The 20,382-nt window shown below is 38.6% G+C and carries 16 protein-coding genes; 2 read left to right on the forward strand and 14 right to left on the reverse strand.

Going from position 1 to position 20,382, the window contains the following annotated elements; translation table 11 throughout:
* Window positions 1–266: 266 nt before the first annotated feature.
* Window positions 267–2,036 (forward strand): ATP-binding protein, encoded by a 1,770-nt coding sequence (locus R2S10_RS00280; protein ID WP_316838415.1) that lies wholly within the window; start codon window positions 267–269, stop codon window positions 2,034–2,036.
* 155 nt (window positions 2,037–2,191) lie between these two features.
* Here the strand turns inward: R2S10_RS00280 and R2S10_RS00285 are convergent, their stop codons facing one another.
* From R2S10_RS00285 to R2S10_RS00340, 12 genes are all read right to left on the reverse strand, one after another.
* Entirely contained in the window at window positions 2,192–2,647 is a 456-nt protein-coding gene (locus R2S10_RS00285) for a hypothetical protein (protein ID WP_316838416.1), read from the reverse strand.
* Window positions 2,648–2,660: 13 nt separating this feature from the next.
* Window positions 2,661–4,019, reverse strand: a complete 1,359-nt coding sequence (locus R2S10_RS00290; protein ID WP_316838417.1) for a RagB/SusD family nutrient uptake outer membrane protein — start codon at window positions 4,017–4,019, stop codon at window positions 2,661–2,663.
* Between the two features lie 81 nt (window positions 4,020–4,100).
* On the reverse strand, window positions 4,101–7,433 hold the full coding sequence (locus R2S10_RS00295) for a TonB-dependent receptor (RefSeq protein WP_316838418.1): 3,333 nt from the start codon (window positions 7,431–7,433) through the stop codon (window positions 4,101–4,103).
* A gap of 226 nt (window positions 7,434–7,659) precedes the next feature.
* The gene (locus R2S10_RS00300; protein ID WP_316838419.1) at window positions 7,660–8,850 is read right to left on the reverse strand and encodes a FecR family protein; all 1,191 of its coding nucleotides are present in this window, start codon (window positions 8,848–8,850) and stop codon (window positions 7,660–7,662) included.
* An 89-nt stretch (window positions 8,851–8,939) separates the two neighbouring features.
* Entirely contained in the window at window positions 8,940–9,542 is a 603-nt protein-coding gene (locus R2S10_RS00305) for an RNA polymerase sigma-70 factor (protein WP_316838420.1), read from the reverse strand.
* Window positions 9,543–9,766: 224 nt separating this feature from the next.
* A complete protein-coding gene (locus tag R2S10_RS00310) occupies window positions 9,767–10,435 on the reverse strand; it encodes a flavodoxin reductase (RefSeq protein WP_316838421.1) in 669 nt (222 codons plus the stop codon).
* A gap of 99 nt (window positions 10,436–10,534) precedes the next feature.
* Window positions 10,535–11,737, reverse strand: coding sequence for a BamA/TamA family outer membrane protein (locus R2S10_RS00315; RefSeq protein WP_316838422.1), 1,203 nt, complete (start codon window positions 11,735–11,737; stop codon window positions 10,535–10,537).
* 111 nt (window positions 11,738–11,848) lie between these two features.
* Window positions 11,849–12,484, reverse strand: a complete 636-nt coding sequence (locus R2S10_RS00320; protein WP_316838423.1) for an MgtC/SapB family protein — start codon at window positions 12,482–12,484, stop codon at window positions 11,849–11,851.
* A gap of 279 nt (window positions 12,485–12,763) precedes the next feature.
* Window positions 12,764–13,795: a BtrH N-terminal domain-containing protein gene (locus R2S10_RS00325; protein WP_316838424.1), complete on the reverse strand. Its 1,032-nt coding sequence runs from the start codon at window positions 13,793–13,795 to the stop codon at window positions 12,764–12,766.
* A gap of 536 nt (window positions 13,796–14,331) precedes the next feature.
* Window positions 14,332–14,643: an MgtC/SapB family protein gene (locus R2S10_RS00330; RefSeq protein ID WP_316838425.1), complete on the reverse strand. Its 312-nt coding sequence runs from the start codon at window positions 14,641–14,643 to the stop codon at window positions 14,332–14,334.
* 139 nt (window positions 14,644–14,782) lie between these two features.
* Window positions 14,783–15,100, reverse strand: a complete 318-nt coding sequence (locus R2S10_RS00335) for a hypothetical protein (RefSeq protein ID WP_316838426.1) — start codon at window positions 15,098–15,100, stop codon at window positions 14,783–14,785.
* Window positions 15,101–15,429: 329 nt separating this feature from the next.
* The gene (locus tag R2S10_RS00340; RefSeq protein WP_316838427.1) at window positions 15,430–16,158 is read right to left on the reverse strand and encodes a hypothetical protein; all 729 of its coding nucleotides are present in this window, start codon (window positions 16,156–16,158) and stop codon (window positions 15,430–15,432) included.
* 361 nt (window positions 16,159–16,519) lie between these two features.
* Here R2S10_RS00340 and R2S10_RS00345 point away from each other — a divergent pair, with 361 nt between their 5' ends.
* Window positions 16,520–17,152, forward strand: coding sequence for a hypothetical protein (locus R2S10_RS00345; protein WP_316838428.1), 633 nt, complete (start codon window positions 16,520–16,522; stop codon window positions 17,150–17,152).
* Window positions 17,153–17,328: 176 nt separating this feature from the next.
* On the opposite strand, the gene R2S10_RS00350 is transcribed toward R2S10_RS00345, so the two are convergent.
* Both R2S10_RS00350 and R2S10_RS00355 read right to left on the reverse strand, forming a co-directional pair.
* Window positions 17,329–18,600, reverse strand: a complete 1,272-nt coding sequence (locus tag R2S10_RS00350; protein WP_316838429.1) for an ice-binding family protein — start codon at window positions 18,598–18,600, stop codon at window positions 17,329–17,331.
* A gap of 344 nt (window positions 18,601–18,944) precedes the next feature.
* On the reverse strand, window positions 18,945–20,381 hold the full coding sequence (locus tag R2S10_RS00355) for a hypothetical protein (protein WP_316838430.1): 1,437 nt from the start codon (window positions 20,379–20,381) through the stop codon (window positions 18,945–18,947).
* Window position 20,382: the final 1 nt, after the last annotated feature.

Raw genomic sequence — 20,382 nt, forward strand, 5'->3', positions numbered from 1 at the left:
CTTGTTTGCACCAATTGTGCCAGCTTTTTAATTTTTGAGAAAAAGCCGAAAATTTGAACTTAAATTCTCATTATTAATGCCCTGTCGTTCTGGGAGGGCCTAAATATATTTTTCGATGATTTTTAATAAAATTGCTTCTTTAGGATGGTATGTGGTTTGTATAGAGCTATGTAGAAAAGAAGGGGAGATACTGCTGTTGAGGTATGCTGACAGGTTTTCACTATGCCTGTTTTTTGAATAAATATCAATGATTTGTGGGAACCAATATGAGAAAATTTTTTGATGAATTTAAAGCAATCCGCAACAACGAAGTGGGCCTGCTCAACCGCGGAAGAATTGCCATTCTTGTCCAATTGCTGATTGCTTTTTCCCTGCAAAGCATCGTATTACTGATCATATATTGCTTTCATGAGCCCAATATCCTGGGATATAGAATCGGTTTATTATTGCTGCTTTTGATTCTGGGTTTGATCATGATTTTTAGGGGGGTATCCTGGAAAAAGGTGGGGCATTATTTTATATTTTGCCTGACTTGTTTTATTTGGTCAAACATGGTATTACTACAGGATGGAATAAATATAGTGACGGTGCAGTATGTATTGATCATTATATCAGGCGGCTATTATATCCTTGGATTTCGATGGGGACTGATTTACTCTCTAGTCAATTCCTTGTCTGTAGTGACCTTATTTTTTATTAAACACTTTACCCAAATAGACCTATGGATTGGCAACCTTTCCATAAATTTTTATGAATATAGTTTCGCTTTAGTGTTTAACTTTTTACTGCTGATTTTTATTCACTATTACTTTTTCCGGGCATTTAAGAAAACCAGCCGTAAAGAGCGGATACTAACTGCTCATCTTAAGAAATCGCTGCTTTCGGCTGAAAAAATGGCTGCAGCGAAAACTAATTTCCTGGCTACTATGTCTCATGAACTTCGTACTCCTTTAAATGCAGTGATCGGGATGACGAATATTTTATTAGAAGACCATCCAAGTGCTCGCCAAAAGGAAAATCTGGAGATCTTAAGTTTTTCAGCAGAAAATCTAATGTCGACTATTAATGATATCCTAAGTTTTAATCGTTTGGATGCTGGAATGGAACAGTTGGAAAATACAAGTTTTAGTCTGGATCGTTTACTTAGCAATGTGCATGGGGCACTAAAGCTGCGGATTTTGAATAATGATTTAGCGTTTGAACTGGAAATGGATGATCGGATTAAGGGGAAACTGGTAATGGGAGATCAGATCAGGCTGACCCAAATACTTTTTAACCTTGTGGGGAATGCCATTAAATTTACAGCTTCAGGATTTGTTAAAATGAGGGCGATTGTGGTTACGGCTGATTCAGCATTGCTAAGCATTCGATTTGAAATTGAAGATTCTGGGATCGGAATTCCTAAACTGCAGCAAGCTCGTGTTTTTGAGCCTTATTTTCGCGCTGATCATCACAGTCCCGATCATTATCAGGGAACTGGTCTTGGTTTAAGTATTGCCCGCAGACTAGTGGATCTTCATGGGGGTGTTTTGAACTTTAAATCTGAACATGGGCTAGGGACGTGCTTCAGTTTTGAATTGACCTTTCCTGAGCTCATTCATGAGGTTGTTAAAGACGATGTGCTGTCTGAGCAATTTAATACTAAAATTGGTCATCTGCGGATTTTGATTGCGGAGGATAATCCTGTAAATGTGATGGTGCTGCAGAAAACTTTGAGGAGATGGGGACTGGTTGCCGATGTGGCAGAAAATGGACAGCTCGCAGTGGATGCCGTTTTAGCAAAAACCTATGATTTAGTATTTATGGACATTAATATGCCTGTGATGAGTGGTTTTGAAGCCAGTAAACAGATCCGTGAGTTGGATGATCCAAATAAAAACAAAGTCTATATCATTGCGTTGACCGCTTCCATAGGAATGTCCTTAGAGGAACATCCCGAGCTCCGCTATCTTGATGATTTTTTACTGAAACCATTCTCTGTTGAACAGCTCAAAATTAAGCTGGAGCAGAGTGCCAGGATGGAGTACAGTAATTAATTCGCTGATCAAAAAACAAAAAATAGAAGCTGCCCCGGTAAGAGCAGCTGCATCACATAGCCAGTACTTTTATCATTTATTGGAAATTGTGATTGATCGTGAAAAAAAAAGAGGTTGAAAATCAATTCAACCTCTTTTTTTTAGTTATAACCTAGTTAGAAGGTGATCGTGAGTGTATATTTCTTATAGTTTACACTTGCGGGCACCTCCGTATTTCCGGTTAAATTGAGAACGAGCTTTTTCTGGCTTGCGGTCAAATTATTGGGAATACTGCCTGGTATCAGATTTACCCTAATATAACCAAAGCTACTGTTGGCAGGTAAAATAAACTTTCCCAGATTAGGAATATTATAATGTGTTCCAGCAATTGCTGTGCTAATCGGATCTACAGTATAACTTAATTCCAGATCAGCAGAGCGTTGAGGACCCACCAGCTGAACCTTAACGCTATCATAACCTGCAATGGTTACGGTTCCCTGTGATTTACTTTTTATGGCGGGCGAAAATTCCACAACCGTTGGGCCTTTATAAGTTTGACGTTCTTTTTTACAGGCCGTAAACATCAGCGAGACTAAGCCTATGACAAATGTGTATTTTAAAATATTTTTCATTTCTTTTTCTAATTTAGTAACCTGGGTTTTGGATCAGGTTCTGGTTTATATCTAATTGACCTTGTGGGATAAAAGACAGGATACGTACGTCTGTTGCAAAAAGGAGTGTTCCATTGTCTTTTACAATATTAGCACCACGTCTAACCAAATCAAACCAACGATCGCCTTCGTAAGCCAGCTCAATTCTTCTTTCATTTAGAATTACATTTAAAAGTGCAGGGCCTGTTGCAGTTGTTGGAAGGAGACCAGCTCTGACGCGAATCTTATTCACATCATCCTGTGCTTTTCCATCCTGTCCTAAACGTGAATATGCTTCTGCTCTGGTTAAGTACATTTCAGATACACGAATCATTCTAATGTTATCCAATCCATATGCACCACCGGATCCAGGATATTTCTGAACCCAGAATACTGATTCTCCCGATTTAGTTACTGGCACTAGAACGGCTGTTTTCCTGAGGTCACCTGCTTCATACGCATTTAAAAGACTGTTAGAAGGAACCACATCACCATAACCACTTGAACTGGTTGATGAATTTCCAAGACGCTGGTAAATACTTTGCAAACTGTTCGATCCTAGACTTTCTGAAACATCAAAGTTGAGTTCGAAAATCGATTCCGGGCTATTCTTTTGATTGAAAATAGAAGAATAACCTGCAACTGTTGCCGTAGAAACAAAAGTTCCCACATTAGCATTGATTGCTTCTGTCGTATTATTTATTGCAGTTTGCCATTCCTCATTATATAAAGCTACTCTGGATCTCAACGCTTGAGCTGCAGCTTTTCCAATAATTGTTTTAGCTGTTAAATCACCTGGATTAGTCAAAATAGCAATAGCTTCGTCAAGATCTTTCTCAATCTGAGTATAAACTTCGGAAACCTTATTTCTTGATGGATAAGTTACCTCAGTTACACTAGAAACACCTTTCAACATGATAGGCACAGCCAGGTCAAAGGTGCCGGGATTATGTTTAGGATTATATCCATATTCATTAACCAAGGTAAAATACAATAAAGCTCTGATAAATAAGGCCTGACCTTTAATCATCGCTTTCTGGGCTGGTGTACCATCACTAGTTAGGTCTACATTATCTAATATCAGATTACATTTATTAATGATAGGATAGAATGTATTATATTCTACAAAATGTGTACGTAAAGTATTGTTATAATCACCAATAAAACGGTTGGAGTTGGTGAGTGTAATTCTGCAATTATCTGACAGGACTTCGGACTTGATGATAATATCCCTTCCGAAATTTCCAGAAGCCTGTAAATTACTGTATACATTTGTTAATAAGCCCTGTATGCCCGTTATTGTACTCAGCGCCCCTTCGACAGAGATCGACTGTTTAGGCTCTGTATCCAACATTTTTTTACAGGATGAGCACGTCAGTACAACTCCTGTAACTAATAATAATATATAATTTTTCATTTTAGTTTTTATTTGAAATTAAAGACCTAATTGCACACCAAATGTGTAGTTCTTGTATTGTGGAACAATGCCTGAAGAGCTACCCTGAACTTCTGGGTCAATGCCTGTAAACTTAGTTAAAGTAACCAGGTTATAGGCTTGTGCATAGATCTGAAGGGATCTGATGCTTGTACCTAGCCATGACGCAGGAAGCCTATAAGAAAGGTTAACATTCTTTAACCTGACATAAGAACCATCTTCAATAAACCTGCTTGTAGCGCCATAAGGAGAAAGATAAGTGATTCCTCCAGATTGTGCTGCTGCTGGTACACCTGTATTGTAGTAAGGTCTTGGGGTATCAGTGATGTCACCTGGTCTTTGCCATCTGCGCAATTCACTTCTATCCTGGTTCCTGTCTATCGTACTACCCATACGTCGGTTAAACTGGCCATCTACGTTATTGATTTTACTGCCATATTGATATTGAATAAAGGTAGTAAGGGTAAACGCTTTATACTTGAACGTATTGGTTAGTCCTCCATATCCTTTAGGTAATTGACTACCTACAATTTTTCGGTCAGCCGCAGTAGGACTATAAGTGATGTTTCCATTGATATCATAATACATTGGATTACCATCAGCAGGGTTTACACCTGCATATTCGACTACAAAATACGATAACAATGGTTTTCCTACAAAATAAGTAAAGTTTAATTGCTGGAGACCATCATTAAGCTCCAAAAGTTTACTTCTAATGAAGGTCGCGTTTAACGTTGTTGACCATTCGAAATCTTTGGTTTTTAAATTAACCGTATTTAATTCAATTTCAATACCTTCGTTTTTCAATTTTCCTATATTCGTATTTATGCCTGCATAGCCGCTGGTAATAGGTAAGTTTCTTGCCAATAACAAATCAGTTGTTTTTTTACGAAAAGCACCTACACCTCCTGACAATCTTCCTTTAAAGAAAGAGAAATCAACACCTACATCGGTAGTTGCTGCCTGCTCCCATGACAAATCATTATTACCCAGGGAAGGGTTGATTCCAGGCTGGCCATTATAAGAGCCTAAACCCTGGTATAGCGATCTGGAAGCAAAATTTCCAATAGAAGAGTTTCCAAGAATACCATAACTACCTCTCAGTTTCAATTCATCGATCCAAGTCACCTGAGAAAGAAAATCTTCTTTGGATAATCTCCATCCCAATGATGCTGCAGGGAAGGTACCATATCGTTTATTTGACCCGAATCTTGATGATCCATCACGTCGTACGGTTGCTGATGCTAGATATTTTTCATTAAATGAATAATCTACCCTCGCAAAATATCCGGCAAGTTTGTAGGCTGTATAAAATGAGTTCGCGACTGTTTTTACAGCTGATGATTGAAGTGTTTTGAATTGATAGCTTGGGAAACCTGTTCCACTTGCATTATTTCCGTCATTAACCTCTTGTTTATAACTAAATCCAGCAACCGCATTCAAATTATGTTTCTGGTTAAAAACATGGGAATAATTAAGGGTTTGATCGGTATTGAAGTCAGCAAAAGTAGTATTTGCTACACTGGCACTTCCGTTAACAGATGCCCCATCAGGTGTTCTTGGATCAGTATAACTATTTTCTGCGATATAACTGTAATTCTCTGAGAAAGAAGAACGGAATTTCAAATCCTTAAGAATCTGATAGTTTAATACGATATTACCTACAACAGCTTTAGTATTGGCCCTTTGAATATTATAATCCGTGGTCTGTACTACGTTATTAGGATATGCTCCATATAATAGGGTATTGTAAGTTCCATCAGGGTTATAGATTGGATTGATTGGAGGCATCAGTATTGCTGTCCGGTTCGGACTTGAAAATGCTGTACCACCTGAGGTACCATTTTGAGTAAATGAGCTCAAATTCAAACTGGTTTCAAAGGAGAATTTCTTGCTAATTTTGTGATCAAGATTTACTCTGGCTGTTGCCCTATTAAAATCCTGTCCGATTTCCTGACCGATTTGTTTGTTGTAAGCTCCCGAAACAAAGAATTTAGTGGTTTCATTTCCACCAGTTGCATTCAAAATATAGTTCTGTGTAATACCTGTACGAAATACTGCATCCTGCCAGTCGTAGGTAGGAGCTGTAGCTGGATCACCAAATGAAGCCAGTAGCTTTGCTGCATCTGCTGCTGTTGGAACTGTAAGGCTTCCATAGCGGTTAATTATGGCTTCTTTAGATAATTGAATAAACTCTGCTGAATTTAATATTGGTGCTTTTTTGATGATGTTAGAAAAGCCAATTGAAGGGTTAAAGTTAACTTGAGTTTTTCCGGTTTTTCCTCTTTTTGTGGTGATGACCACAACACCGTTGGCGGCTTGAGCTCCATAGATAGAAGCTGATGCAGCATCTTTTAGAATACTGATAGTTTCAATATCATCTGGATTGATACCTGCCAAAGCATTTGAAGAGGCAAACTGTCTGGAATTATCTCCTGAAATTACCTGAACCCCATCCACAATATATAAAGGCTGAGTTCCGGCAGTGATAGAGCTTATTCCACGGACATTTACGGATACAGCCGCTCCAGGTAAACCACTTGAAGAAGTCACCTGAACACCTGCAGCACGACCAGCCAAAGCATTGTCAAAACTTTGTATAGGTATGGTTGAGATATCTTTTCCAGAAATCTGGGAACTGGCTCCTGTTAAGTCCTTTTTAGCCTGTTTAATACCAAAGCCTGAAATGACTACATCATCCAAATTACCTTCAATAGGACTAAGCTTAATTGTCCGCATATCCGTAGCCACCTGAACTTCCTTGTTTGCATAGCCCAGATAACTAATCACCAATACGGCATTTTCATCCACATTCTTCAAGTGAAATTCACCTTTTACATCTGAAATGGCCTTTTTTCCAGTGCCTTTCACCGTAATTGTAGCTCCCGGTAATGGGAGCCCTCGCTCATCCACCACTATACCACGTACATCGATATTAGCCCAGCGATCAGCAAGAAGATCCAAAATAGAAGGCTTTTTTTTCGTTATGATCACGGTATTACTCTCGATCTGAAAGTTCAATGATTGAAGGTTAAATATCCTATCCAGTATTTCTTCAAGTTCGACACCATTCACATGGATAGTTACCGGGTTGGCAGTTTTTAGTAAACGCTCTGTGATGATAAAATTATATCCTGTTTGCTTCTTAATGTCGCCCAGAATAGTTCTTAAGGGGGCATTTGATTTGGATATACTGACTTTTTGAGAAAAGCCCGCTGCACTGACCTGCATAAAGGTAGTGATTAAGATAACAACGCTTAGACGCATGATAAGGCCTAGATTTTGGGCGCGCCATTTAGGCACACCAAGTTTTCTTGTATAATTTTTATACATTTGCTTAATTCGGTTGATGCGGTATGCCTTTACTTTCCAGGGACCAGGCTACCGCGATTAATTAATAAATTTTTATTGAGTATGCCGGATATAGGACCAGGGTATTAATTTAGTTCTGGTCCTTGCTTTCAGGGCATAGCCTTGTCTTCGAATAGCGCTAGGGGGGGAGAGTTCTCTTCATGGGTTAGTTGGTTTAGGTTGTGTTAAATTTTAGGTGATTTTATGGTTAGGTAGAAACATATATTTTTCGTCCCTCAATCTTGAAATTGACTCCTCCTGTTGACTCGAGCAACTCCAGCACTTTGGAGACATTGTCAAATCGGGATACCCCGCCGACAAACCTTTCTGTAGGTCTCTCTCCGATGTAAACGACTTCTACATTATACCAACGCTCTACCATGCGCATGATGTTCTCAATAGATTCATTTTCAAACATGAATTCATTGTTTTTCCATGCTTTGGCAAGATCGGTATCCACTTTAGTCACTTTAATACCCTCCTCAGTCAGAATAGATTGTTGACCGGGTTTGAGCATTAAGGATTGATTCCCAGATGTTTTGGAAACCTTAACGGAGCCCTCCATCAATGTGGTCGTCAGTGCAGGCTCATTTCGATAAGCGTTGATGTTGAAATGTGTACCCAGCACCTCTACCTGTTGCCCAAGACTTTCCACCACAAAGGGATGTGCTTTATCTTTGGCAATCTCAAAATAACCCTCTCCCAATAGTTGAACACGCCTAATTTTAGACTCGGAAAAACTGGAAGGATAAGTTAAGGAAGAGGCCGCATTTAAATAGACCTTGGAACGATCTGGCAAATTCAGGATATAGGTTTGGCCAACCGCAGTGCTTAAGGTATTCATTTTCCCTGTTGAGCTGCCGATTGTTCCTGAAATGGTGTATTCTAGTTGTCCATCTTTGGTCTTACTAATACTGATTCCTGCCTCTTCGGCCAGCTTGCCATCTTTCTCTTCGCCAAGCACAATCGTTTTCCCATTGGACAAGGTCAAAGTAGCGCCAATTTTCCCCGGTGGGATGTCATTGGCCAAGAAATTTTTCTTCGTTGTGCCTCCCTCAAAATAACCTGAGGTATAAATCCAAACGCTAAATACAAGGGCAATAGTTGCTGCTGCGGCCAGCTGGTAATGAATCCGTTGTAAGAATTTAAATGCGGTTTTTTTCGGGGCCTTAGCAGTTCCCAATCGCTGCTGTACCTTGGTCCATATCGCGGCCTCATTTACAGAGCGGAAAATTTGTAAGTCGGCAGAGAGCTGTTCTTCAGTAAAGCCCTCCATGAATTTCCTATTTTCAGCTGAAGCTGCTATCCAGTTGTCCAGTTCGGCTTGTTCTTCCGGATCAAGGTTGCCACGAAGGTAGCCGGTGATCAATTTGGTAACATGGAACTGGTCTTTTAACATAAGGAAATAGGTTTTCGATCGTACTTTTATCTTCTTTTGTTATTAAGACGTACGACCAAGCCAAACAACCCAAAAAAACTTATTTATTTTTAATTTCTGTCCAGTATCAGCGTCAAAGCCAATAGCATTGCGCCTGAAAGGCCTTTTTTGAGCATCCCAATTTTCAACAATTCTGTTGCCCGGGATTTGTAATTACGAACAGTTTGTATGTTCAGGCCAAGCTCGGTTGCGATCTCGTCTGTTTTTTTATGATCAAAGTAAATCATCCTGAATACCTCACGGTAATTATCTGGCAGCAGTTCGATTTCACGATTCAGCTCCTGTAATACTTCCGTTTTAATGATTTGGTACAACACCGTTTCTTCAGCTTGTAGAAGCTGATCAAAATAATTCTGTTGGGCATTAGACCTCACTTTGATGTGGCGGAGGTAATCCAGACAAGCATTACGGCATGCAACGTATAAAAAAGCCTTAATATTTTCCTCTCCTTCAAATTCCAGGCGACGTTGCCACAACTTGAAAAAGCAGTCGGCCACAATGTCCTCCGCTTCCTGGGCATCCTGTACGAATCGCAGGGAAAAGTAGGCTAAAGACTGATGATAGCGTTTGAAAAAGTAGGCAAAAGCGGGATCTGTTCCCTTACGGAACTCACTCATCCAATAAACCTTATCCTGTATTTCCGCTATCGGCATTAATGACTGTTTTTATCTACCTCTTATCACAAATATTAGGATTTTTTCGCAATAAGCGTAAATGAATTCCCCTTTATTTCGTTATTGATCAAAGAATTGTTCAGGGTTTTATTTTGCAGCTAATGGTAACAGCAAATATGGAAAATGAAATGAGAAGCCACTGGGTTGAAAATCAAGGCTTCTGAAAAGTAAGTTGCATTCCTGGTAAAGAAATATGGGCTTTTTTATGCTTCAAATATAACCGTTTCTGAAGAGGCACCAAGGTCAAGCAGGAGTGTATTAATGTTTTTCACAAATTCATCTGGCCCGCATACATAAAAATTTTGTCCAAAGTCAGCAATGTTTTCTATAAGGAAGTTGCGGTCAATTCGTCGAGGGATGTATCCCAGGACATGCTCTCTGGTGAATACTTTTACAAAATCATGCTTGAGCATCTTTTGGAGTTCCTCTTCCATGATGACATCGGCTGAAGTTTTATTCGAATATATTAATCTGTTTCCATCCAGATGCCTATGCTTGTTCAAACTTCTGAAGATGGAGATGAATGGGGTAATGCCGGCTCCACCGGCAATGAAAGTGCCTGGACCTTTGTATTGTATAACGCCAAAAACATCGTGAAGAATTAATTCAGCGCCTTTATTGATTTGACCTAACTTATTGGTTAGGCCATCATGATCTCTGTATATCTTAATCATAAATTCAAGATAGTGCTGTTCGGGTAAACAGGTAAATGTAAATGGTCGAAGTTGATCATTCCATTCCGGAAGGTTTATGGAGATCTCTGTCGCCTGACCTGGAACAAAGTTAAATGCTTCAGGTTTCTCGACCACAAAACGTTTTACATCATGAGTGATAAAATAAGCTTCTAATACCTTAACAATATGCATATTCATTTAATAAACGATTTTATCAGGTAATTGTTTTCACAATCAGATCGCTTAATGCCAAATGCATACCAACATTTAATTCAAGGAAGATCGTAATTACCCGGTTTAAAATGCCTCTCCAAGGTTAAACGAGAAACTTTTGTAGCCTTTACTCATCCCATAGTCGATGCCAATATTGGTATTGGATCCTTTATTAAATTTCAGGCGGAGTCCGGTTCCTGCAGCTGGTTTCCAGGTAGAAAATAAGCCTTGAGCTTCTCCGCTAACACTATTGACATTGGCAAACACCACAAATCCAACAAGGCCATTGCTGGTAATGTCACGCCTGTATTCACTTTCCAGATAAAAAAGGCTTTTTCCTCTATAGCGGTTCTGGTCTATTCCTCTTGCCGAACGGTTGTAGGGATCCCAGCCTGTACTTGGTAAATCAAGGTATGGGGTTTTGGAATCTAATGCAGTCCATAAATAGGACCATAATGCAAGGGTGTTTTGCTGATTGGGTTTGTCCTTGTTCATGGAAATATATTTCCTGACATCCAGATATAAAGATCTCCAGGTATTGTTGCTGCCCAAATAGGTAGGATTGATCCGGTACACCAGGTTTGCGTACATACCGGGCATCGGGTTTATGGCATTGCTGCGCGTATCATAAACCATATTTAAACTCAGGCCTGAGGAAACTGAATTGCTGCCTGTACCATATTTATAACCGGTATAGTTGGCCAGATTTATCTGCCCATCTTCAGGCTTAATGTTAAAACGATAATCCAGATTGTAACCAAGCCCGAAGTAAAAGTAGGGGCGGATACGTTTCAATACATTCTGGTGAAAGCGGATGTATTTGTAGTCTAGCAGGACTTTTTCCTGTTCAGTGCGTTTGGTACCCAAGCCCCAGGTATATTGAGGATAAACTAAAAAACGGGTATCTCCCTGTATCAGCCAGGTATTATCAGGAAGCCAGATGTTATTGCGGATGGGAAGACCAAAGCGACTGCCAAAGTTCCAGTAAGGCGTAAAAGTTGCGGTGGATAGATTGGTGGTGGTCTTTGAGCCAAGATACATAGCGGCAGTAGTGCTGGTGATCAAAGCTCTGCCAGATCCCCCTGGCACTGATGCGCCAACAGGCAATATTGAAAAGTAAATGTGCTTTCCTTTTTTTTCCTTTATTTTTCCGGGTTTAATGTGAAAAAGAGATTTGGCCACATCAATCAAGTCTGTTTGTTTTGCAGTATCGAGAACCTGGTTGTTTTGCGGAAGTACATTTCCAGCATTTTGAGCATGGAGTCCAAAGGGGAGCAGCATTATCATCAAGCAAATCTTGATATAAGGTTTTAAAGGGGTCATAAGAAATAAATATTATTCAGGGATTTCGGAGCTTTGTAATTTAGCTCCGCATCAAGATCGGTAGACAAAGATAGCTTAAGAAAAGCTTATAATTTCTGGTATAGTGGCAAGGGTTTCATTCATTTCTACCAAATACTTTTTTTTGCCGGAAACTTTGAATACTGCCATGAGATGATCATTTTCTTTTGATACTTCCACACGTTCCAAAGAAAGGTTTTTGCTGCTTAAGATCTTTTCAAGATGGTCAATTTGATTAAAGTCTGGGCTCCGGAACGTTACGTTTAACATGAGTTCCTTTTGAAGTTGAGCAATCATTCGTTCCACTTTGGTGACCATCAAGAGTACAGCTAGTGTGATGATCGTAAGACATAAGGCTAGTGCATGGTAACCAATACCAGCTGTCATTCCGATTGCTGCTGAAGTCCAGATGACTGCGGCTGTTGTAATTCCCCTTACAGAAATTTTGTCCTTAAATATTACACCAGCTCCAATAAAGCCTATTCCTGTGATGATATTTGCCGAAATCCGGTCATCTGCTCCAGCTCCGTGCCTGGAAACAATGGTGAAAATTGTAGAGCCAAGGGAAATGAGGATTATGGTGCGAAAACCTGCAGATTTATTTTTATACTCTCGCTCAAAACCTATTGCACCACCGCATATAATGGAAACCATCATAGCCACCATATCCTCTAATTCTACTGTAAAATCCATAAATAAACTTTAATAATTGCTATTCTCTAACTGTAATTGGGATGATTTGTTTTAAAATAGATAGAATTTATGTGGTTGATCCCGAAGTCTATAATTGGTAGCGACCTACATTTGACCAGGATGAATTTGAGATGAGGGTCTTTTAAAAATGACTATGATACTAGTAAAGCGGCTAACATCCTGGAAAAGCGCTATATCAGTTGCTAGCATTTTATGACTCAACAATCACAGGAATCAGATTTTTACCGTTTTGGTAATCAGATTTCTAAATAAAGGAAATCATATTCTCCCCAGTAGTTCCATTGCCTGTTTTTCTTTGCTAGAGATTGATTTTAAAATGTCTGAGGCTTGCAGGATATATTTAAAATCTTTCGTGTGGCTAACTTTCTCAAATAATTGAACGACAGAAGTCCAAAGTTCTGCAATTTCTACGAAGGCTTCCTGTCCACATTTTATTTCATCGATTTGAAGCAAGTCGTAGCTTTCTTTTAAAAAGTCCCGATATAAGTTTCTAAATAATGCTCCACCTGTCCCTGCTTTTTCCATAAGCGCCGCAGTTGTTTTGAAGTCGTTTTCAAGGTCCTTACTGGTATTAAACCACTTGATGATTTCGGAACTTGTTTTGTAAATCCCCTTATAACCAATATTCGTAATAGGTGGATTTAGATATTCAGTTGCGTTATTTTTTATAGCTGTCGGTATTGCTTTTTTCAGGTCAAACTTTTTATCTGAAAGTTTTAGTGTATAAAACAGGTTTTTAGAAGCCATTGGACCTTTTTCGGCTCTTGCCATAGCCAAACTTTTCAAAGTTGTTTTTACTTGCCTACCCTGTTGTTTCGTATCTACTAAAAAAGCGTTATCGTTGTCGTAACCATAAATTGCGGCATAATGTCCTGCAAAATGAAATGGTCTTGAAAAGTATTCAAGGTGAAAACAGTCTAATTTTAAACCAACAATTTGTCCGCTGTTAATGAGCGTTTTTACATTTTCCCAAGCCTTTTCTGTTGATGACGTTTCCTTTACTGTCAACTCAAGATTTAAATTTCTTGCAATATTTTGAGTTAAAACGTCCGGTTTTATCCGTCCGCCAATAAAAGGAAAATTCATTGATTTCATATTCCAAAAGATAAAACCAAGCCCTTCCCCTAAACCAAAGAGCATTGGCTCGGAAAGTTCAATATTTAGTTGTCGCAACAAAGTTCCTGTTGCTGTCGTTTCACAATGTTGTCCGTCAAACGGTTTTAAATTCTCAATTATCATTTTGCTTTCTTCAATTTTCAACCCGGAATTCTTCAATGAATTCTTGTTCATTTACATCCCACATGGAAAACAGATATATTGAGTAAAAGTTATCTTCCATGGATAAATGTAACGATTCCTGTTGCAATATCATGATTGCCTCTGAATATTCGGATTTAGCCATTTTCTACCATTTCTCAAAGGAGTTTTTTGTTGCATTAATCATGGCATCCCCCACAGCTACTTTTTACACTTGGCAGAAGAATCTGCGGCAAAGGATGGGTTCTGATGTAGACAATTTAGCAAATCATTTATTGCAGCTATAGCCCAGAATCGTTTTTGGAGCCGGAAAAATCAAGAAAGATTCTGCATAAATAAAGGCTGGTGCTTGTAGAATTGTTTATCAATCCCAGGTTCCGGGAAGGCTATTCTTACGATTACACCACCGGCGAATTGGCCAATCACCAGCAGGCTCACACGAGATTTCGGTCAGCTTTATTCTGAACAGCAAAAGAGGGAGAGTATTGAGTCCACGTTATTTTTAAGCTGAAACGCAGGTGAAAAGATAGAAGATGCTGCCGAACAGTTGGTAATCCAATGAGTTGTTTTTAGAGTTCGAAAAGTGCATGGTAACCAATACCAGCTGTTATTCCGATCGCTGCTGAAGTCGTGATGACTGCGGCTGTTGTAATTCCCCTTACAGAAATTTTGTCTTTAAATATTACACCAGCTCCAATAAAGCCTATTCCAGTGATGATCTTTGCCGAAATCCGGTCATCTGCTCCAGCTCCGTACCTGGAAACTATGGTGAAAATTGTAGAGCCTAGAGAAATGAGAATTATGGTGCGAAAACCTGCAGATTTATTTTTATACGCTCGCTCAAAACCTATTGCACTACCGCATATAAAGGAAACCATCATAGCCAACTTCGATGAGTGGTAATTGAGAAAGCTTTTAATTTTAGAACAAATCACTAATTCCTTGATGATTAAATTTTAGAGCGTATGTTCAAAATCATTTACGAGGATTTTAAACATACACTTGGAAGCTTAATAATTTCTATTTTTTAGGTATATCAATATCAACAGTGGTTGTCGTATCTCTTTCGATAATTTGAACTTGCAGATATTTGTCTTCTCTTTCGTATTCTGCTACGTAAGGAACTACTGAAGCCATTTGATCACCTTCGGTGGGTTCTGGGCTGACCTGAAGTAATAATATCCTTTCATTTAAACTGGTAGAATCAGCAAGACTTAATGAGTAGTTTATTCTCTCAGGTCCCGCAGGAGTTTGTCCAGAGACCGTTAGAACAAATCCATTCTTTCCATTAGTTAATTGTGTAGTCCATTCTCCATGTTTTGGTGTAATTGAGTTCATAATTATTTACGGTTTTATGTGAAAAGTAATAGGTGAAATTAAATCCCGACCAATAGTTTTAATAAACATTATTACCTGTAATATAAACATATTATTTGTATCGTCCAATAATTCAACTAAATACGATGCATTTGGGAATGCTAATACAGGGTTTATGTAGCTGTTTTTAAGGAAGCTTATCAGAGAAGACAGGCTAAGACACAGGAAGGAATTAGCAAGGACATCCCAACACTATGCCAATAGTATGGCAACTATATACCAAACCCTTACTAAATAGCCGCTATATTCAGTGATATTGGGTTATAGATTGTATGTTCATCTTTTCTATCTTAATTAGGTGCTGTACCATTTTTATACAGCCTCACATCTCTCCATTGTACAATAGCTTTACCGGTTTTCATGGTGCCATAGCATCCGTATTTCATATAATTCGTGGCATTTTCACCATCAACCTTTTCAAACTTTTTGACCCCATCTATATAAACGATCATTTTACTGCCAGCATCCTCCTGTAAGTGAATTACATTGACATGAACTTCTTTGTTGTAAACTCCGGTCGCTAACACAAAGCTGTTAGATATTTTCAGTGTTCCCCCATTCTCTGAAAATCCGCGAATCATCAGTTGAGTTGCATTTTCTGATGTACTTCCAAAAATCTGCACCAGGCTTTCATCATTAAGTGTAGCATCGAACTTCAGATAGCCCGAAAACTGTCTGCTTCCTGTGCTATAATTATCCTCTATCCTAATTTCTGAGCGATTCGATTTGGTCGTTAAAATCTGAAATGTTTCTGTTAAGGTGCTGCTATCATAACTGTAATCCGAGCAGATCACTGGCGAACATGCTGATTTGTACGATGCCCAGGCAAAGGTTTTTAAACCGATGTCGTCATCTAAATGAATCTTTTTAACTGGGGTGTACAGTGTCCAATCGCTACCCAAAAAATCGGTAGCTTCATTTACTTCAACAATTGCATCTATCACATTTTTCTTTCTACAGGAAGTGTTAAAGGAGAGCGATAGCAGTAGGAGATAAATTAAATAATTTGGTTTCATCATTCTATAAAATGTATAATTAATTGTTTGTTAGTTGTTTAATTAAGGATGAAGTTATAGTTGCTGATGAATAAAAAAATCTGTGCGATTAGCAATGTGCTGAACCAGATTGGCAACAGCTTATTGCTTTAATATTCAAAGATTCATTTTAAGGCATCTATAATGCCCTTTTAGGTGAGCTTCTACTGTAAATTCTTTTCAGGATCGGACACACTAAATCAAGGGTATGAAAACAAGAGAATAGGTAAAATACTAGTTTCTAGGAATTCTGTGTTTTCACCAAAAATATATAATTTGTGTGTTTATTAATTTACTTTATATTTTTATGAAAAATATTTTATATTGTAAAAATAATTAAAGATTTATGAGAATATCTAAAAATGATGCTTTTGATTTGAACCTCTGCATTAGAGGGATGGGGGTTTTAGTGACCGTGATGCATTCGGATATTTATGAGTTTATTTATCACTTTACGTTCAAGAAATCCATGAAAATGTATGCCAAAGATTTCAAAGATCCATGGGAACAACCCATAGAGCATAATAGTTTCTTTCATAAAATTGATGACCCTTTAGTTCAGAATTGTCTTGAGACAATGAAAAAACTTTTGATGTATAAACTTGAAATGATCTTAAGATTTGGGATAGATGAAGAGGAGGATATGGAAGACGAAATCATTTTTTCGCAAGCAGGTCGATACAAGCCATTTTGCTTGCTTTTTAAGCATTCTAAAAGTTATAATAAATTAATCCCATATTATGATCGCACCTTAACGAGTATTATAGATAGCTTATTTTTATACGCTTGTGCTTTAACTGCTCAGTGTTACAAAATTCCACGTATATTGAAATCCCAGTTAAATTTGTCGGATTCTGATAATTTCAGACTTTTGAACAGAGATGATCACAATGTGGAATTACTCCTAGACTTAATTGTAGCGTTAAAACAGGATCTTGAGGTGTTTAAGGGGGTTAGCTTCAAGAGAGTCAAGGTTTAGACGTCAGATAAATAGATGATATGGGGGAGATTTACTAACCACTGTGATGGTGATGGTAAACTGTATTGAAAAAAACAATTAAAGCAAGCCTGCTAAATTAATAGCGGCTTGCTTTAATTATTTTAAAACTAATTTTTTGAAATTATATCAATGATAACCCTTCTGCTTTAAAAGGACTAAGGTTGAATAACTGTGCTGGCGTTTAAAGTAACGGCAGTTTGTGCCAGTAACCTGCCCGTAACTTTTGCTCCAGTATTTAAAGAGATCAGTGTTTTGCTCAGAATGATCCCACTAAAATCAGTATTAGTTCCAAGTGTAGCTTGTCCACTAACCACCCAGAATATATTCTTGGCCTGGGCTCCACCTAACAAAGTGATCTTAGCACTATTATTTACAGTAAGGTCTTGCGCAATCTGGAATACCCAGGTATCATTAGGCCCGCCTGTTAAAGTTACGCCTGCATTTGATATCAATACACCGGTAGACCATTTGTAAAGCCCTGGAGTTAATATCCTGCCACTAATATCTCCGGCATATAAGTTTAGGATAGGCGCTGGGTTAATTAAACCATTAGCGGTTGTAAATGCGGTTTCCATATTACTGACCGCTGTTGTCATATTAGCAGGAGTTGGGACGGCATAATCAGATGCATATACCTTGCCGGTTACAATTGGCGTATGAGATGATTGACCATTGGTATCCATAATTAACCCAAAGCCTGTAATTGCCGTTGCAGAGGCCGGGCTCACACCTATATTACCCGTAACTGAGGTAGTACCAGTAGTAGATATACCTGATTTTGTCAATATTGCAAAATCGGCTGCAGTCCCAAGGTTTATAACACTTGAGCCATTCGGGATGCTGGCCTTGTAATTCGCAACCAGGTTCCTGTTTGCAGTAATGGTGAACTGGTAAGTTGAACTTGCAGATACCATGTTACCATTTTCTGTCCAGTTTACAAAAGAAAATCCTGCATTGGCAGCCGCAACTACTGTAACAGAAGAACCAACGAGATAAGCGCCAGAACCAGTGGTTGTACCCCCTGCAGCAGTACTGGATGATAAGTTGACCGCAAAGTTACCCGGAGGGACCGCCATAAAGTTTGCAACTAATTTCCTGTTCTTTGTAATGGTAAACTGGTAATCCGAACTAGTAGAAATGACTTCGCCATTCTCTGTCCAGCTGGAAAAGGTATACCCTGTATTAGGTACTGCGGTAATGGCAAGGGATGAGTTCAGTTCAAATGCACCCGCTCCTGTAAGCACACCACCAATAGCAGGACTGGCCGTTAGGCTCAGTGTAGGGATTGTTGAATCATCTTTTTTACAGGCAGCAATAAAAGTGAAAAGCATTAAAGCGCCCAAAAATAACATTTGATAGATTTTTGACTGGCCTGGGAGTTTGCGCAGGGAATTGCTCCCCTGGATTTGTGTGGAATTGTTTTTCATGTGTGTTCGATAAGCTTGGATAAGAATCTTCCAACTGTAAGTACCGCCGCACTTGCAAAGGCAGTGCCTGTAATTTTTTTGAAATAGCTAATCCCGGGTACTTTCACTAAATCCGCTGACAATAAGAAATAACGTTACGCCGCTAGTGTGCTTTTCCAATTATGATTCTTTTGGAGACATTAAGTTGGCTAATGCTATAAATTATCAATTATTTATAAATTTGAATAAGTCAAATGTAAAATAATTTGATGATCTGTTTATAGGACAGTTGTGTTAAGGCGGCTTGGATTGTACTTAACATTACCAGTAATTAAAATTGACCTGGAGTCTTACCCAACACTTTCTTATTTTCTTTTGTGCGGAATATTTGTAATGAGTTTTTCAAATGCGATGAAATCCCGATTCAATTTGGCAAGTAATTGCTGCTTTACCGAGGGCTCCTTGATAAAAGAATAGTTGATACTATTGTAGATGATTTTTTTAATATCGTCATAACTGAACTCCGGATATCTACTCGCCAATAATACATATTGTTCAGTCAGGTTTGTTCTCAATACACCAGCATCGTCTGAACTAATGACTATGGGTACATTAAACTCTTTATAAAGCGTGATCGGGTGAAGGCCATTTTTCACTTTTAAGATGAATTCATTGCTGAACAGGTTTGTTTCTATCGCGATTCCCTTTTCTTTCATATAGTTCAAAAGGGCATAGCTATTTGCCTCATAAGGGATGTCTACACCATGTCCAATGCGGTTTGCACCTGCATCACGAACGGCCGAATTAATGTGCCAGGTTAATTCTTCGGGTTTAACCAAGCCAAGGGTCAGTTCCCCTGCATGCATTGAAAATTTTACTGTTGGATATTTGTTTTTACAGTACTTGAACATTTGCATATGCAACCAGTAATCACGCATAGCGATCTCATTGTCTTCAGGGGAAAGAATGTTGACACCAACAATAAGCGGGTTTTTACTGGCTGCATCAAAAGCCAATATCAGACGTTTGAAAACCTCAGATGCTTCAAAAGTTCTGACGGTATAGGTCTGATATCGCATGATAAACGAATCATCATCGATATGTATGGAATGATGTAATCTGTTAACGATGTTTTCGCTGAAATGATCAGAACAGGAAACAATATTTTTCTCCATTAATTTGGAAAAAAGTGTGTCAAGTAGTTGCTGACTATTCCTTTCATCTTTCTGCTGAAGTATCCTCTGAAATTTTGGATCGAACTGCGAACTCAGCTCATCTATGCGGTCACACTTAATGGAGGCCAGCATGGTTTCAATATAACTGACATTTTCCTTGATGGCACGATGTTTTAATTCCAGCAGTCCAGAATCAATATTTTCTTTACTCGCAACGTCAAAATCTGAAAATGTTCCAAAGAATTTCTTGTCAGAAGGAATACTGATATGGTCATAGTCTTTGATAGACCATTTCTGTAGAATCTTGAACTGATATTCAGCCAATTGTCCCTCTTTTTTTAAGGAACTGAATTTAGTCCATTCTTTATCATTTGAGGGCTTATTCTTAGATACTTCAAGGGTTTCCCTGTGTACAAAATAATCGTTTTTAACAACATAATCAATGAAAGTCTCCGCATAAACAGAGCCGCTGTAATGATGGTGTAAATCACCTCCTTTTGGCATCTGAGAAAAGAATGCCCTGAGCTTAGCGGGATTATTCCTGATTTCGTCCAGATAGTTGCTGACAGATTGGGCAGGAGCCTGAAATAAAAAAAGAACAAATAATAAAGTCAGGTATTTTCTCATT

The sequence above is a fragment of the Pedobacter gandavensis genome (assembly GCF_032678745.1).
GTDB classification, from domain to species: Bacteria; Bacteroidota; Bacteroidia; order Sphingobacteriales; family Sphingobacteriaceae; genus Pedobacter; species Pedobacter gandavensis_C.

Excerpts from the sequence above, each read along its gene's own strand:
- R2S10_RS00280 (WP_316838415.1), top strand. The coding sequence starts at position 267 with ATGAGAAAATTTTTTGATGAATTTAAAGCAATCCGCAACAACGAAGTG.
- R2S10_RS00285 (WP_316838416.1), bottom strand. The coding sequence starts at position 2,647 with ATGAAAAATATTTTAAAATACACATTTGTCATAGGCTTAGTCTCGCTG.
- R2S10_RS00290 (WP_316838417.1), bottom strand. The coding sequence starts at position 4,019 with ATGTTGGATACAGAGCCTAAACAGTCGATCTCTGTCGAAGGGGCGCTG.
- R2S10_RS00295 (WP_316838418.1), bottom strand. The coding sequence starts at position 7,433 with ATGTATAAAAATTATACAAGAAAACTTGGTGTGCCTAAATGGCGCGCC.
- R2S10_RS00300 (WP_316838419.1), bottom strand. The coding sequence starts at position 8,850 with ATGTTAAAAGACCAGTTCCATGTTACCAAATTGATCACCGGCTACCTT.
- R2S10_RS00305 (WP_316838420.1), bottom strand. The coding sequence starts at position 9,542 with ATGCCGATAGCGGAAATACAGGATAAGGTTTATTGGATGAGTGAGTTC.
- R2S10_RS00310 (WP_316838421.1), bottom strand. The coding sequence starts at position 10,435 with ATGAATATGCATATTGTTAAGGTATTAGAAGCTTATTTTATCACTCAT.
- R2S10_RS00315 (WP_316838422.1), bottom strand. The coding sequence starts at position 11,737 with ATGATAATGCTGCTCCCCTTTGGACTCCATGCTCAAAATGCTGGAAAT.
- R2S10_RS00320 (WP_316838423.1), bottom strand. The coding sequence starts at position 12,484 with ATGGATTTTACAGTAGAATTAGAGGATATGGTGGCTATGATGGTTTCC.
- R2S10_RS00325 (WP_316838424.1), bottom strand. The coding sequence starts at position 13,795 with ATGAACAAGAATTCATTGAAGAATTCCGGGTTGAAAATTGAAGAAAGC.
- R2S10_RS00330 (WP_316838425.1), bottom strand. The coding sequence starts at position 14,643 with ATGATGGTTTCCTTTATATGCGGTAGTGCAATAGGTTTTGAGCGAGCG.
- R2S10_RS00335 (WP_316838426.1), bottom strand. The coding sequence starts at position 15,100 with ATGAACTCAATTACACCAAAACATGGAGAATGGACTACACAATTAACT.
- R2S10_RS00340 (WP_316838427.1), bottom strand. The coding sequence starts at position 16,158 with ATGATGAAACCAAATTATTTAATTTATCTCCTACTGCTATCGCTCTCC.
- R2S10_RS00345 (WP_316838428.1), top strand. The coding sequence starts at position 16,520 with ATGAGAATATCTAAAAATGATGCTTTTGATTTGAACCTCTGCATTAGA.
- R2S10_RS00350 (WP_316838429.1), bottom strand. The coding sequence starts at position 18,600 with ATGAAAAACAATTCCACACAAATCCAGGGGAGCAATTCCCTGCGCAAA.
- R2S10_RS00355 (WP_316838430.1), bottom strand. The coding sequence starts at position 20,381 with ATGAGAAAATACCTGACTTTATTATTTGTTCTTTTTTTATTTCAGGCT.